15 protein-coding genes are annotated in these 13,165 nt (G+C 60.7%); 9 read left to right on the top strand and 6 right to left on the bottom strand.

Annotated features, from left to right (window positions below):
• Positions 1-108: 108 nt before the first annotated feature.
• From hisB to coaA, 8 genes are all read left to right on the top strand, one after another.
• The gene (hisB, locus tag Q666_RS38940) at positions 109-702 is read left to right on the top strand and encodes an imidazoleglycerol-phosphate dehydratase HisB (protein WP_023002424.1); all 594 of its coding nucleotides are present in this window, start codon (positions 109-111) and stop codon (positions 700-702) included.
• A 15-nt stretch (positions 703-717) separates the two neighbouring features.
• Positions 718-1,221, top strand: coding sequence for a DUF2628 domain-containing protein (locus Q666_RS38935; protein ID WP_031269963.1), 504 nt, complete (start codon positions 718-720; stop codon positions 1,219-1,221).
• Entirely contained in the window at positions 1,218-1,871 is a 654-nt protein-coding gene (hisH, locus tag Q666_RS38930) for an imidazole glycerol phosphate synthase subunit HisH (RefSeq protein WP_023002422.1), read from the top strand. Before Q666_RS38935 ends, hisH begins: the two co-directional genes overlap by 4 nt.
• 24 nt (positions 1,872-1,895) lie before the next feature.
• A complete protein-coding gene (locus Q666_RS38925) occupies positions 1,896-2,183 on the top strand; it encodes a DUF1330 domain-containing protein (protein WP_023002421.1) in 288 nt (95 codons plus the stop codon).
• A gap of 6 nt (positions 2,184-2,189) precedes the next feature.
• Positions 2,190-2,933: a 1-(5-phosphoribosyl)-5-[(5-phosphoribosylamino)methylideneamino]imidazole-4-carboxamide isomerase gene (hisA, locus tag Q666_RS38920; protein ID WP_023002420.1), complete on the top strand. Its 744-nt coding sequence runs from the start codon at positions 2,190-2,192 to the stop codon at positions 2,931-2,933.
• Positions 2,930-3,709, top strand: a complete 780-nt coding sequence (gene hisF / locus Q666_RS38915) for an imidazole glycerol phosphate synthase subunit HisF (RefSeq protein ID WP_023002419.1) — start codon at positions 2,930-2,932, stop codon at positions 3,707-3,709. Before hisA ends, hisF begins: the two co-directional genes overlap by 4 nt.
• A gap of 24 nt (positions 3,710-3,733) precedes the next feature.
• A complete protein-coding gene (locus Q666_RS38910; RefSeq protein WP_023002418.1) occupies positions 3,734-4,057 on the top strand; it encodes a phosphoribosyl-ATP diphosphatase in 324 nt (107 codons plus the stop codon).
• Between the two features lie 63 nt (positions 4,058-4,120).
• A complete protein-coding gene (gene coaA / locus Q666_RS38905; RefSeq protein WP_023002417.1) occupies positions 4,121-5,086 on the top strand; it encodes a type I pantothenate kinase in 966 nt (321 codons plus the stop codon).
• A gap of 21 nt (positions 5,087-5,107) precedes the next feature.
• On the opposite strand, the gene Q666_RS38900 is transcribed toward coaA, so the two are convergent.
• Together Q666_RS38900 and Q666_RS38895 are read right to left on the bottom strand one after the other, a co-directional pair.
• Positions 5,108-5,932 carry an alpha/beta hydrolase gene (locus Q666_RS38900; RefSeq protein WP_031269962.1) on the bottom strand — a complete coding sequence of 275 codons (825 nt, stop codon included), beginning with the start codon at positions 5,930-5,932 and terminating at the stop codon, positions 5,108-5,110.
• A gap of 179 nt (positions 5,933-6,111) precedes the next feature.
• Positions 6,112-6,510 carry a RidA family protein gene (locus Q666_RS38895; protein ID WP_031269960.1) on the bottom strand — a complete coding sequence of 133 codons (399 nt, stop codon included), beginning with the start codon at positions 6,508-6,510 and terminating at the stop codon, positions 6,112-6,114.
• Between the two features lie 169 nt (positions 6,511-6,679).
• Here Q666_RS38895 and Q666_RS38890 point away from each other — a divergent pair, with 169 nt between their 5' ends.
• Entirely contained in the window at positions 6,680-7,258 is a 579-nt protein-coding gene (locus tag Q666_RS38890) for a TetR/AcrR family transcriptional regulator (RefSeq protein WP_023002414.1), read from the top strand.
• A gap of 78 nt (positions 7,259-7,336) precedes the next feature.
• Here Q666_RS38890 and Q666_RS38885 read toward each other — a convergent pair whose 3' ends face one another.
• From Q666_RS38885 to Q666_RS38870, 4 genes are all read right to left on the bottom strand, one after another.
• On the bottom strand, positions 7,337-9,025 hold the full coding sequence (locus tag Q666_RS38885) for a cache domain-containing protein (RefSeq protein WP_023002413.1): 1,689 nt from the start codon (positions 9,023-9,025) through the stop codon (positions 7,337-7,339).
• A gap of 176 nt (positions 9,026-9,201) precedes the next feature.
• On the bottom strand, positions 9,202-11,082 hold the full coding sequence (locus Q666_RS38880) for a hypothetical protein (RefSeq protein ID WP_023002412.1): 1,881 nt from the start codon (positions 11,080-11,082) through the stop codon (positions 9,202-9,204).
• A 100-nt stretch (positions 11,083-11,182) separates the two neighbouring features.
• A complete protein-coding gene (locus tag Q666_RS38875; RefSeq protein ID WP_031269958.1) occupies positions 11,183-11,740 on the bottom strand; it encodes an ActR/PrrA/RegA family redox response regulator transcription factor in 558 nt (185 codons plus the stop codon).
• A gap of 15 nt (positions 11,741-11,755) precedes the next feature.
• Positions 11,756-13,162: an ActS/PrrB/RegB family redox-sensitive histidine kinase gene (locus tag Q666_RS38870; RefSeq protein WP_023002410.1), complete on the bottom strand. Its 1,407-nt coding sequence runs from the start codon at positions 13,160-13,162 to the stop codon at positions 11,756-11,758.
• Positions 13,163-13,165 lie beyond the last annotated feature (3 nt).

Raw genomic sequence — 13,165 nt, 5'->3', positions numbered from 1 at the left:
TAGTCCGGCCACAGAACCCTTTCACTATGAAACCGCTATTTTCTTAGACGGTTCAGGCTGCTACAACACCGCGGTTCTTCTTTCCCATTACCCACGGGGCATCAGCACATGCGCACAGCGAGTGTATCGCGCGACACCAAGGAAACCCGCATCGCGGTCGAGATCAACCTGGACGGCACGGGCGCATACGACGTCCAGACCGGCGTCGGGTTCTTCGACCATATGCTGGAGCAATTGTCGCGACATTCGCTGATCGACATCAAGGCCCGTGCCGATGGCGACACTCATATCGACTTTCACCACACGGTCGAGGATACCGGCATTGCGCTGGGCCAGGCAATTTCCGAAGCGCTGGGCGACATGGCGGGCATCACCCGTTATGCCGATACCCATCTTGCCATGGATGAAGCGCTGACCCGCTGCGCGCTGGATGTGTCCGGCCGTCCCTTCCTGGTCTGGGACGTCACCTTCGACCGGGACAAGATCGGTGAATTCGACACGGAGCTGTTCGAGGAGTTTTTCCGGGCATTTGCGATGAATTCCGGGATTACCCTTCATATTGCCAACCTTTATGGCTCCAATTGCCATCACATCGCCGAAACTTGCTTCAAGGCGGTTGCGCGCTCCTTGCGCAAGGCGGTGGAGATCGATCCGCGGCAGGCAGACCGCATTCCGACCACCAAGGGCCAGCTCGGCAGCTAGGGCAGGAAACGGCGCATGAGCACATATGTTGTGATGGCTCCGCCAGAATTCGAAGACGTGGCTGGCGATCCTCGCCAGACCGACAGGCTCGCCTTCGTTCCGGACGGCTTCTCGACACTTGCGTTCCTGTTTGCCGTCATCTGGCTGCTGGTCAACCGCATGTGGCTGGTGCTGCTTGGCTATCTCGCCGCGACGCTGGTGATCGAGTTGCTGGCGCTGTCCGTCAGTCAGGAAGCCATGGCCGTCGTTGCCCTCTTCACCTCCATCCTGTTCGGCCTCGAGGCCCAGGCGCTGCGCCGCTGGTCGCTGGAGCGCAAGGGTTGGCGCGTTGTCGGCATCGTCGACGCGCACAACAAGAGCGAAGCCGAACTCCGATTTCTCCACAAGGCGGCTGACCGAGTGTCGCCGCCCAGACCTCAAATCGACCGGCAACAGCGCCCCGCCTCCCAACCGATCATCCCGAGGATCGGTAGCGAGCAGGTGGTGGGCCTGACCCTCGGTCCGGAGACCCGTCAATGACAATTGCGATTATCGATTACGGCTCGGGCAACCTGCGCTCGGCCGAAAAGGCGTTTGAGCGCGCGGCCCGCGCCCACGCCCACACGCCCGACGTTATTGTGACGTCCGACCCCGAAAGGGTACTGAAGGCCGACCGTGTCGTGCTGCCGGGTGTCGGCGCCTTTGCCGACTGCAAGCGCGGCCTGTGGGCTGTCGAAGGCATGCCCGAGGCGCTGGAACAGGTCGTTCGCAAGGACGGCAAGCCGTTCTTCGGCATCTGCGTCGGCATGCAGCTGATGGCAAGCCGCGGCCTGGAATTCGAGACCGTTGAAGGTCTTGGCTGGGTCGAAGGCGACGTTACAGCCATGGAACCGGCAGACAAGACGCTGAAAATCCCCCACATGGGCTGGAACACCATTGAGGTCCGTCCGGAAAGCCACCCGGTTTTCAAGGGGCTGGAAACGGGACCGGATGGCCTGCACGCCTATTTCGTGCATTCGTTCCACTTTGCCTGTGCCAGGGCGGAAGACCGCCTGGCAACGTTCGACTATGCCGGCACCTTCACCGCCATGGTGGCGAAGGACAACATGATCGGCACACAGTTCCACCCGGAAAAAAGCCAACGGCTCGGTCTGGAGCTGATCGCCAATTTCCTGGACTGGACCCCTTAATCTAAAAGCGCCTGGGAGGCCAACATGAGCAAAGGTTACTGGATCGCCCGTGTCGACGTGCATGACGCCGACGGATATCCGGCATACGTGGAAACGGCAAAGCCCGCTTTCGAGCGGTTCGGCGCCAATTTCCTTGCCCGCGGCGGCAAGACCGATGCCATCGAAGGCCCGGGCCGGGCGCGCAACGTCATCATCGAATTTCCGAGCTTCCAGCACGCGGTGGATTGCTATAATTCGCCGGAATATCAGGAAGCGGTGAAAATCCGCCAGAAGGTAGCCGATGGCGAAATCGTCATCGTTGAAGGAATTTAAAGCGACATGATCCTCTTTCCCGCCATCGATCTGAAGGATGGCCAGTGCGTTCGCCTGAAACTGGGCGACATGGACCAGGCAACCGTGTTCAACGACAACCCGGGCGCGCAAGCCCGGGCGTTCGAGGATCAGGGCTTCGAATGGCTCCATGTGGTCGATCTCAACGGCGCCTTTGCCGGCGAGAGCGTCAACGGCGCGGCTGTCGATGCCATTCTGGGGGCAACGAAGAACCCGGTACAGCTGGGTGGCGGGATCAGGACGCTGGAACATATCGAAACCTGGCTGGACAAAGGCATCAGCCGCGTCATCCTGGGCACTGTTGCCGTGCGCGATCCGGACCTGGTGAAGGAAGCCTGCCGCAAGTTCCCCGGCAAAGTTGCCGTCGGCATTGATGCCAAGGGCGGCTATGTCGCCGTCGAGGGCTGGGCGGAAACGTCCGAACTTACCGCAGTCGATCTTGCCCGGCAGTTCGAGGATGCAGGCGTTGCGGCGATCATCTATACCGATATCGATCGTGACGGCGTCCTGAAGGGGCTCAATATTCCCTCGACGCTGGACCTTGCCCGCGCCGTCTCCATTCCGGTCATCGCCTCGGGCGGCCTTGCGTCGATCGACGACATTCACCGTCTGCTGGAGCCGGACTGCGCTATCCTGGAAGGGGCAATCTCTGGCCGTGCGCTTTACGATGGCCGTCTCGATCCGAAAGAGGCCATGGAATTGATCCTGGCCGCGCGGAGCAAAGCATCATGACCTTGAAAGCCCGTGTCATTCCCTGTCTCGACGTCAAGGACGGCCGTGTCGTCAAGGGCGTCAACTTTGTGGATCTGGTCGATGCCGGTGATCCGGTGGAAGCCGCCAAGGCCTATGATGCGGCCGGGGCGGACGAGCTCTGCTTTCTCGACATCACCGCCAGTCACGAGGGTCGGGACACGATCTACGACGTTGTCCGGCGCACGGCCGAAGCCTGTTTCATGCCGGTTACCGTCGGTGGCGGCGTGCGCACGGTGGAAGACATCCGCAAGCTGCTGATTGCCGGAGCCGACAAGGTGTCGATCAACACGGCGGCCGTTACCAATCCGGATTTCGTGCGCGAAGCGGCGGAAAAATTCGGCGCGCAATGCATCGTCGTTTCCATCGATGCCAAGCAGGTCAACGCTCCGGGCGAACCGGAAAAATTCGAGATCTTCACCCATGGCGGCCGCAATGCCACCGGCATCGATGCTGTTGAGTTCGCCAGGAAGGTTGTCGAACTGGGTGCCGGCGAACTGCTGGTCACGTCCATGGACCGGGATGGCACCAAGTCCGGCTACAATATCGCCCTCACCCGGGCGATTGCCGATGCGGTGCCGGTGCCGGTGATCGCCTCGGGCGGTGTCGGCAACCTGGATCATATGGTGGAAGGCATCCGTGATGGCCATGCCACTGCGGTGCTGGCCGCCTCGATCTTCCACTTTGGCGAATACACCATTCAGGAAGCCAAGCACTACATGAACGATGCCGGCGTACCGATGCGCCTCGACGCCTGAAACGGCCTCAAGGGAACTAGCCGAATGACCGACTTCACTTTGGAAGATCTGGACGCCATTATTGCTGCACGTGCGAATAGCGCGGACGACAAGTCCTATACGCGCAAGCTCGTCAACAAGGGCGTTGCCAAATGCGCCCAGAAGCTGGGGGAAGAAGCGGTTGAGGCGGCGATTGCCGCCGTTCAGAAGGACCGGCAGGAATTGACGGCCGAGGCCGCCGATGTGCTTTATCACTTGTTGGTGGTTCTCAATGTCTCCAATGTCCCCCTCGGGGATGTTATGAAGGAGCTTGCGAGCCGTACGGGACAGACCGGACTGGAAGAAAAGGCGTCCCGGCCTCAGGAATAATCCAGGGCCTGCAGGCTCTGTACCGGATCCGGCGTTCAGCCGCGCAGCAGGAACTGCGAAGTAATGGATCAGAAAGTCGCCACGGCCCTGGACATGGATCTGTCCCCCTACCAGGTGTTCACCGAGCGCGAGTGGGCAAGACTGCGTGCGGACACGCCCATGACGCTGGATGCGCATGAGGTGGCCCAGTTGCAGGGCCTCAATGCGCCGGTCTCGATCGAGCAGGTCGAGACAATCTACCTGCCGCTCTCCCGTCTGCTTGCCTTCTATGCCGAAGCAACCATCAGCATCTTTCAGGCAACGCAGAACTTCCTCGGCACGCGTGACGGCAAGACACCGTTCATCATCGGTGTTGCCGGGTCGGTGTCCGTCGGCAAGTCGACCACTTCGCGCGTGCTGCGTGAGCTACTTGCCCGCTGGCCGGCCAGTCCCAAGGTCGACCTGATCACCACCGACGGGTTTCTGTATCCAAACGCGGTGCTGGAAGCCGAAGGGCTGATGTCCAAGAAGGGCTTTCCGGAAAGTTTCGACAGGCCACGTCTGCTGAAATTCCTGTCGGACATCAAGGCAGGCAAGCGGTTCGTCCGGGCACCGGTTTATTCGCACTTCTACTACGATGTCATGCCCGGCCACACGGTGACGGTCGACCGGCCCGATATTCTGATTGTCGAAGGCCTCAACGTGCTGCAGACGCGCGAATTGCCCAAGGACGGGCGCGCGGTGCCGTTCGTTTCGGATTTCTTCGACTTCTCGGTCTATATCGACGCCGATGAAACCCTGCTGCTGAACTGGTATGTCGACCGCTTCATGCGCCTGCGCGAGACAGCCTTCCGCGATCCGGGATCCTATTTCCATAAGTATTCGCGGATTACCGATCAGGAAGCCGTTACGACCGCCAATCGCATCTGGAACGACATCAACCTGGTCAACCTGCGCGAAAACATCCTGCCGACGCGGCCTCGTGCAGACTTGATCCTGACCAAGGATTCCAGTCACAAGATTGCCAAGGTCGCCCTGCGCAAGATCTGAGCTGCAGCTGACGCCTGTCCCTCAGAGGAAGGCACCCAGCTTGGCCAGAACAAGATCCGGCACCTCGAGTTGCGGCAGGTGGCCGGCGTTCGGCAGCGCTTCGAATGTCGACTGCGGAATGGCTTCATGCAGAGCCCGGCCCCGGTCGATCGGGATCCACGGATCGTCCTCTCCCCAAAGGATCTTCACCGGGCACCGAATGTCGCCGTAAAGCGGTTCGATCTCGTTGGTATAGGCTTCGTCTGCCTGGGCGAACTGGCGATAGAAGCTGCCGCGGCCTTCTTCGGTCAGCCAGGGCTTTGCCAGTGCCGCGCGGGCCTCGGCCCCGATTTCGTTGACAAGGGCGCCGCCGATATAGGCATCGACAACCGCGCGGTGGATATGCGGCGGGAGCCCGACAAAGGCTTCCACATGGCGGCCGACGTGATCGAAGAACTCCGACCCCCAGGGGCTGAGGGCAACGACGTTCATCAAGACGTATTTCTCGAAATCGCAGCCGTGCAGAAGATGCGCCCGCAACGTTGTTGCCCCGCCAAAGTCATGGGCCACGACCGAGGGTCGTTCGAGTTGCCAATGATCGAGCATTTCGGCAAAGACCTTGCCCTGAATGTCGAGGGATGTGCGTTGATCAGGTGACTTTGCCGACTGGCCGTATCCAGGCATGTCGTACCAGTGGACGCGGAACTTCCTGGAGAGTACCGGAATGAGCCGATGCCAGGACCAGGACGACCACGGCCAGCCGTGTGCGAGCACCAGCGACGGCCCTTCACCCGCCCGGCCCGCCATGACGACACCGGCAGATGTCCGGATTTCTTCGGAAAGGTGCCAATTCGTGGTGTCGTTCATAACCTGGTCTCCATTGAACATGCATCGGCAGACATGCGCTGGAGAAGGTCAGTGTCCGTCTCCCAGCGCTTTCCGCACGTGGTGTGCCACGTCGCTGCTTGCAACCGTTGAAGAGTTGGTTTCGGCCCGGCCTGCCTTCAGGCTCGATGAAACCGGAAGGCAGGTCTGCCGAAAAGGTGTCAGGCGTCGCCGGGAATTCGTGCGATGACCTTGATTTCAAAATCGAAACCGGCCAGCCAGTTGACGCCGACAGCCGTCCAGTTCGGATAAGGCGCTTCTTCGAAAACCTCGTCCTTCACCTTCATCAGGCTCTCGAACTGGTTTTCCGGGTCCGTGTGGAAGGTCGTGACGTCGACGATATCGTCCAGTCCGCAGCCGGCCGCTTTGAGCACGGCTTGCAGGTTTTCAAAGGCCAGGCGCACCTGATCTTCGTAGTTTGGTTCAGGCGTGCCATCTGCGCGGCTGCCGACCTGACCGGATACAAAAAGAAGGTCGCCGGAGCGAAGAGCGGCCGAATATTTATGCGTGTCATAAAGGGCGTGGCGGCCTTCCGGAAAAACGGGTTGGCTCTTGGTCATGTTCAGTCCTTTCAAGGCTGGAGCTTCGGTGTGAAACCGGGCTTAACGGGGAGCGCTTATTGAGATACGCTGCGTATGTGAATAGCTCACATACGCGCCGTATGTCAATTGGCATACGCGACGTATGCGAATTTGCGAGGTAAGGATGGCGCCTGGAAAACGAGCCGAAATGATGGAGGAAACGCGGGCAAAGCTGATAGCGGCAGGGCGAAAAGCCTTTGCCGAACAGGGCTACGCGGCTGCGTCCATGGATGAACTGACCGCTTCTGTCGGCCTGACGCGCGGCGCGCTTTATCACAATTTCGGAGACAAGAAGGGTCTTCTGCAGGCGGTGGTCAATCAGCTCGATGGCGAAATTGCAGCCGAAGCCAAGGAAGCCGCCAGCCGGCTTGGCGGGAGCGAATGGGAGTCGCTCATGGCAGAAGGCATCGCCTATATCGAGATGGCTCTGAAGCCGGAAGTGCAGCGTATCGTGCTGCTGGACGGACCATCCGTACTTGGCGATCCGTCACAGTGGCCGAGCCAGAATGTTTGCCTGCAGACAACGACCAATGCGCTTGAACGTCTGATCGCCGAAGGCCTGGTAAAACCCGTCGACGCGGAAGCCGCTGCGCGGCTACTGAACGGCGCTGCCTTCAATGCAGCGCTCTGGATTGCGGCAAGCGATGACCCGCAAGCGGACCTGAAGAAGGTGATCGACGCTTTCAAGGTTCTTGGAGAAGGCCTTCTGACTACCCCGCCGGGCTGACATACCACTTGGAAGCAGACACGAAAAAGCCCGCAGTCTTTGAGGGACTGCGGGCTTTTTGCGTCTGGTGGCCGGACCTTAGGCCACGGAGCGCTTGCGGACTTCCTGCAGGAAGGTGCCGACCTGATTGCGCAGCATCGAGGCGTTTTCCTTCAGCTGCTGGGCCGAGCTATCGACCTTTTCCGCGGTGTCGCGGGTGTTTTCGGCAGCCGCTGCAACGGTCTCGATGTTCGTGGTCACTTCAACCGTGCTACGCGAGGCTTCGGTCGCGTTGCTGGCGATCTCCTGCGTCGCGACGCCTTGCTCTTCCACGGAAGAGGCAATGGACGAGGCGATTTCGTTCATGTTGTTGATGATCTCGGTAACCGAGGAGATGGCACTGGCCGCATGACCGGTCTCATCCTGGATCGCCGTGATCTGGCTGGAAATTTCCTCGGTCGCCTTTGAAGTCTGGGTGGCCAGCTCCTTGACTTCCGCCGCAACGACCGCAAATCCCCTGCCGGCTTCGCCTGCGCGTGCCGCCTCGATGGTCGCGTTAAGCGCCAGGAGATTGGTCTGCTCGGCAATCGCCTGAATCAGGTTCACGACCTCGCCGATGCGGCTGGCGCTTTCGGAAAGGCCATGCATGCGCTGGTTGGTTGCCTGGGCTTCTCCGGCAGCGCGGGCCGCAATCTCGCTGGAAGACTGCACCTGACGGCGGATTTCGTTGACCGAGGCCGACAGTTCTTCCGCCGCCGCCGCAACGGTTTCAACGTTGTGGGCTGCCTGGGAGGAGGCGTTGGAAACGCGACCGCTCTGTTCCGTGGTCTGTGCCGCGACGCCGGTCATGTCGGCGGAAGCAGCCTGCAGGTTCTGCACGGAGCTGTCGATGATGTTGAGCATTTCCATGATCTGACGATCGAAGTCGCCGCTGAGCTGCTGGATTTCAGCTCCCTTGCGGGCGGCGTCTTCCTGACTGGAATTCTGCTGCTCTTCAAGTTCGCGCCGTGCAGCTTCGTTGCGGACGAAAACCTCCATGGCGCTTGCCATCTGGCCGATTTCGTCGCCGCGGTCGGTGCCGTCAATGGTGATGCTGGTGTTGCCATCGGCCAGCAGGCTCATGTTGTCGGTCAGCGCGCGCAGCGGGCGAACCGTGTTACGGACGGCGACAAAGGCAATGCCGGTCGCAATCAGGGCACCAACAAGCGCCAGGGCGATGATCGAAGTGGCAGCGCTCCAGTAGGCAGCTTCGAGATCGTCAACGTAAACCCCGGTGCCGATCATCCAGCCCCAGGGCTCGAAACCGGAACCCCAGCTATATTTTTCAATCGGTTCTTCGCCGGCTGTGCGCGGCCAGTAATAGAGCAGCGAACCGCCGCCGGCCTTGGCATCCTTGATCAGTTCGGCAACGATCTTCACACCCGTCTTGTCGGAGAAGCCGATCATGTTGGTACCGACGAGCTTTGCGTTCGGATGAACCAGGTTCATGCCCTGGTAGTCATAGGCGAAGACATAGTTGTCGCCTTCGAACCGGATGGCGCCAATGGCTTCCCGGGCTGAGGCCTGGGCCTCTTCGCGGGTCATTTTCCCGCTTGCTTCCTGGCCATGGTAATAGGCGGCGATCGAAACCGCGCCTTCGGTGATTTCTTCAATCTTTTTGAGGCGTTCCGCGAACATCGCCGAATAAAGACTGTTGAGACTGACCACACAGATCGCGGCTGTGAACAGCAGGATGGTCGCGATCGGGAGGCTGATCTTCCAGGTAATGGGCCAACGGGCGAAGGACATGGTTAAGTGATTCCTATCGAACTCTGTCCGACAAGATTTCCTCTCAATAATTGACCAAATGCTTAAGAAGACAGAAGATTTATGCCGTTAAAACGATTAAGGCTCCGAAAACTGTCAGACAGTCCGGATTTCTACCAAGTATTAAACCTGACGTTTTTTACAGGTGTGTCTGAAATTTATCTGCGGGCGCAGAACACGTCCCGCAATCCGGGACGGGACCAGGTGGCATTCTGAACCTGGCCCTTCAGCACATGCCCCTGGGATTCGTAATAGAACGTGTTGGCGCTGCCCTGTCTCTGCAGGGTGACTGCGCCATAGCCCATTTCGGCAACGGTCGCGGACTGCATGTCCGGCGAAAACACGACATTCAGATCTATGCCGGCGGTGCACAGGTAGTCGGCCACATTGGCGCGCGCCGTCTGCTGTTGCTGGAAATTCGGCTGGTTTGAGCCTTCGATGGATCCCGGGGGGACGGGGCCGGACGGGAAATCGTTGCCGGGCTGACCGTCGAAACCGCCACCGTTGGGGGCACCCCAGGTGCCGCCATTATTGTCGAAGCCGTTGTTGCCGAACCCGTTGTTACCAAAGCCGTTGTTACCGGGGGCACCGAAGTTCGCCGGTCCGTTGATCACGACCTCCCGGTACGGGGTCTTGGTGACGTAAATACCCCGGCATTCGCCACTGGAGCCGCGCACGGTCCAGGCGTGGGAAACATAGGTCTGCTGTTCCAGGATCTGCCCAGGTTCAAGGCGCGCGTAGGGCCGCTCGCCACCGCGGTAATCCACCCAGCTCACTTCAATGGGCTGACGGCTGGCGTTGCGGAACACGATCTGACCAGGCCGGACGGCTTCGACCGACCGCACCCGGCCTGCCTCGGAGCAGGAAAGATCCGAGTTCGCTTCTTCCGCACCGCTGCCGTAGGCATCGTCCGAAACGATCTGCTGAGGCTGGGCACAGGTGGCAACGAACAGACGCACCGGGTTGGCGCTGCCTTTGAGGGAAACTTCGTGTGCAGGCAGGCCTTCGACCGCGATCGACAGGGCAGACTGCTTGATCATGGCCTCCCACAGCGGGTCGGTCATTTCAATGTTGACTTCGGGCAGCGACGTGCCGGCTTCATTGGCGCTGGAAGAACCGAAAGCATTGTAGACGCTGTCGAATTCGCCTGCGGAAATGCGCACGGCCTGTGGCATGCCTTCCAGAAGCCCGGCGGGAGCCTGCTGGAACGTGATCTTGGCAAACCCGGACTGGGTGGTGCAATCGGCCCGGAAATCCCGGTCGTCGGTTTGCGCTACGGCGTGCTGAAGCAGCGATGGTGTTCCGGGCTGCGTACCCGGTTCGGCCAGCCACTCGCGCGCCTCGTTCGGGCTTACCAGAACCGGTTCGGAATTGGCGGCACCCGGATAACCGTCACCGGTTACCGTGTCGATGTCATCAGGCAGGGAGGCCGTTTCGGTGCCGGGTGCGGAAATCGGGGTATCGACCTGGTCGAGAGGCTTCAGTCCGCCCTCTTCGGCAGGTGGTTTGATTTCCTCAACGGATGGGGTTGATGATCCGTTGGAGTTGGAAGCGGTCTGCTGTCCTTCGGCAGGTCGATCCTGCTGGGAAGACTGTGTTGCCGCCGGAGCATTGGAAACCGGGCCGGCGGCCGTTCCGGAAGTTGTGCCGACGATGCGGGCGACCGCGCCCGGCTTGCCGTCGTTCGAGACGTCGACCACAAGCGTGCCGCCGGAGCAGAAGCTGGCATCCCGATGCAGGACGCGGCTGTTTTCCAGAGTGACTTCAAGCTTGACGTCACAGGGCGGCAACTTGTTGTCGCTGCCCATCGTGTCGATGACCACACCCTTGTCGTCGCGGCTGATGATCGGCCGGTATTTCTTGTTCACGGTGATGGACCGGATGCCGGGTTGCGGCGGTTCCACGTTGATGCGCACGGTTTCGGGAACCGATTGAGCCTGTGCAGGCAAAGCCGACATCATAAGAACCACACTGCACGCGGCCAGCAGGCCGGATTTCAGCGCGGGGGTAACAAGAGCATGGGCAGCATCAAGCCGCATAAGCGATCTCCGTGGGAGCGCAGGTTAGCACCGTTTGGGAATACTTAGGCAAAGTGGCAGTCTAAGGGCAAGCCCGCAATGGCGGGAAGCCCCGGCTTTCTCAGCGCGGCGCGCGCTTTGCCAGGATCCTTTGCAGGGTTCGGCGGTGCATGTTCAGCCGGCGTGCGGTCTCCGAAACGTTGCGGTCGCAAAGCTCGTACACCCGCTGGATATGTTCCCAGCGGACCCGGTCGGCCGACATCGGATTTTCCGGCGGCTGCGCCTTGTCTTCGGGCTTGCGCGCAAGCGCTGCAACGATATCGTCCGGATCGGCGGGCTTTGCGAGATAGTCGATGGCCCCCAGTTTGACCGCCGTGACCGCAGTGGCAATGTTGCCGTATCCGGTCAGCACAATGGCGCGGGCATCCGGACGGCGCTGGCGAAGCTGTTCGATGACATCAAGACCGTTGCCGTCTTCAAGCCGCATGTCGACAATGGCGAAGGCCGGGGCGTTCTGGGCAATCTTGCCGGCTGCGTCCTGAACACTGTCGGCTGTTTCCGTCGTAAAGCCGCGTTTTTCCATGGCGCGTGCGAGGCGCTGCTGAAACGGCTTGTCGTCGTCAACGATCAGGAGGGTCATGTCCTCCGAACTGTTCAGGGCAGGTGTCTGGTCCGTCATTTGGCTCTACCGGTCTTATTCTTGCGTCTTCTCCTGCACCCCGGATGGATTCACGGGCACAGCATGCATTGTTTGCGCTTTATTGCCGTTATGGGGTGAAAAAGCCGTTTCGTCCACTCTGCCGTCCTGTTCAAACACCTTGCGCGGCCAGCTTACGCGGATGTGAGCCCCTGTCTGGGGTGGGGCCGAATTTTCCAGATGCAGCTTGGCACCCGTGCGTTCCAGCAGGGTTTTGGCAATGAAGATGCCAAGACCAAGCCCTCCGCCGGTGCCGCGTTGCGGCGACTTTCCGCCGCGCACGGAAACGTAGGGGTCGCCGATCTTGCCCAGAATTTCGACCGAAAATCCGGGACCGTCGTCCTTGATGGAAATCGAGAGTGTCGTTTCGTCCCAACTGGCGGACACATCGACGCGGGTCTTGGCGAAGTCGACGGCATTTTCCAGCAGGTTGCCAAGTCCGTAACGGATTGCCGCGTTTCGTGTACCCACCGGCTCGGCGCCGGTTCCGGACCCGGTGGAGTGGATCGCAACGCCCGTGCCCCGGTGCGGGTCGACCACATCTTCCAGCAGTTGCGACACCGGCATGCGCTGGTAGGTCCGGTCTTCCTCGCTCGACAGGCTCGTGAGCTGACGCAGGATCGACCGGCAGCGCTCGGCCTGTGAGCGGATCAGGTCCACGTCCTCGGCCCTGGGGTCGCTCGCCTCGAATTCGTCCGTCAGTTCCTTGGCCACCAGATAGATGGTGGCAAGCGGTGTGCCGAGCTCATGCGCGGCCGCGGTTGCCAGCCCGTCAAGCGCGTTGAGATGCTGCTCACGGGCAAGCACGAGTTCGGTTGCCGCAAGCGCGTCCGCCATCTGGCGGGCCTCTTCGGCCACCCGGAACGCGTAGATCGCCATGAAGCCGAGCGTGGAGACGAGCGCGGTCCAGATGCCGACGGAGTAGACGATCGGAAGCGAGAAGTCGTCACCCACCGGCCATGGCAGAGGCAGGTGGAAAACCGCAACCAGGCTGGCGCAAACCGTGGCCAGAATACCGAGGATCACCGTGTAACGGGCTGACAGGCCCGTCGCGGACACCATCACCGGCGCCATCAGCAGGAACGCGAATGGATTGCCCAGACCGCCGGTCAGGAACAGAAGGCCGCTCATCTGCAGGATGTCATAGGCAAGCTGCAGGGCTGCGGCGCGTTCCGAAAGGCGCATGGCCGAGGGCCAGCGGATCTTCAGGAAGATGTTGAGCCAGGCGGACAGGGCCACCATGGCAAAGGCAGGTCCGGCCGGCGTCGGATAGCCCAGACCGACATGCACGACCAGGAGCGCTGCGGACTGGCCGCCCACGGCAAGCCAGCGCAGGCGCACCAGCGTGTCGAGTTTCAGGCGCCGGTGCGGCAGGGTGATATTGGATGTCGGTTGTTCGTGCATCTG

This window comes from Labrenzia sp. C1B70 (genome assembly GCF_000475395.1).
Classification (GTDB): domain Bacteria; phylum Pseudomonadota; class Alphaproteobacteria; order Rhizobiales; family Stappiaceae; genus Roseibium; species Roseibium algicola.
This window is presented reverse-complemented; position numbering and strand designations above follow the sequence as displayed.

Coding starts and splice junctions, on each gene's coding strand:
- hisB (WP_023002424.1), top strand. CDS start 109: ATGCGCACAGCGAGTGTATCGCGCGACACCAAGGAAACCCGCATCGCG.
- Q666_RS38935 (WP_031269963.1), top strand. CDS start 718: ATGAGCACATATGTTGTGATGGCTCCGCCAGAATTCGAAGACGTGGCT.
- hisH (WP_023002422.1), top strand. CDS start 1,218: ATGACAATTGCGATTATCGATTACGGCTCGGGCAACCTGCGCTCGGCC.
- Q666_RS38925 (WP_023002421.1), top strand. CDS start 1,896: ATGAGCAAAGGTTACTGGATCGCCCGTGTCGACGTGCATGACGCCGAC.
- hisA (WP_023002420.1), top strand. CDS start 2,190: ATGATCCTCTTTCCCGCCATCGATCTGAAGGATGGCCAGTGCGTTCGC.
- hisF (WP_023002419.1), top strand. CDS start 2,930: ATGACCTTGAAAGCCCGTGTCATTCCCTGTCTCGACGTCAAGGACGGC.
- Q666_RS38910 (WP_023002418.1), top strand. CDS start 3,734: ATGACCGACTTCACTTTGGAAGATCTGGACGCCATTATTGCTGCACGT.
- coaA (WP_023002417.1), top strand. CDS start 4,121: ATGGATCAGAAAGTCGCCACGGCCCTGGACATGGATCTGTCCCCCTAC.
- Q666_RS38900 (WP_031269962.1), bottom strand. CDS start 5,932: ATGAACGACACCACGAATTGGCACCTTTCCGAAGAAATCCGGACATCT.
- Q666_RS38895 (WP_031269960.1), bottom strand. CDS start 6,510: ATGACCAAGAGCCAACCCGTTTTTCCGGAAGGCCGCCACGCCCTTTAT.
- Q666_RS38890 (WP_023002414.1), top strand. CDS start 6,680: ATGATGGAGGAAACGCGGGCAAAGCTGATAGCGGCAGGGCGAAAAGCC.
- Q666_RS38885 (WP_023002413.1), bottom strand. CDS start 9,025: ATGTCCTTCGCCCGTTGGCCCATTACCTGGAAGATCAGCCTCCCGATC.
- Q666_RS38880 (WP_023002412.1), bottom strand. CDS start 11,082: ATGCGGCTTGATGCTGCCCATGCTCTTGTTACCCCCGCGCTGAAATCC.
- Q666_RS38875 (WP_031269958.1), bottom strand. CDS start 11,740: ATGACGGACCAGACACCTGCCCTGAACAGTTCGGAGGACATGACCCTC.
- Q666_RS38870 (WP_023002410.1), bottom strand. CDS start 13,162: ATGCACGAACAACCGACATCCAATATCACCCTGCCGCACCGGCGCCTG.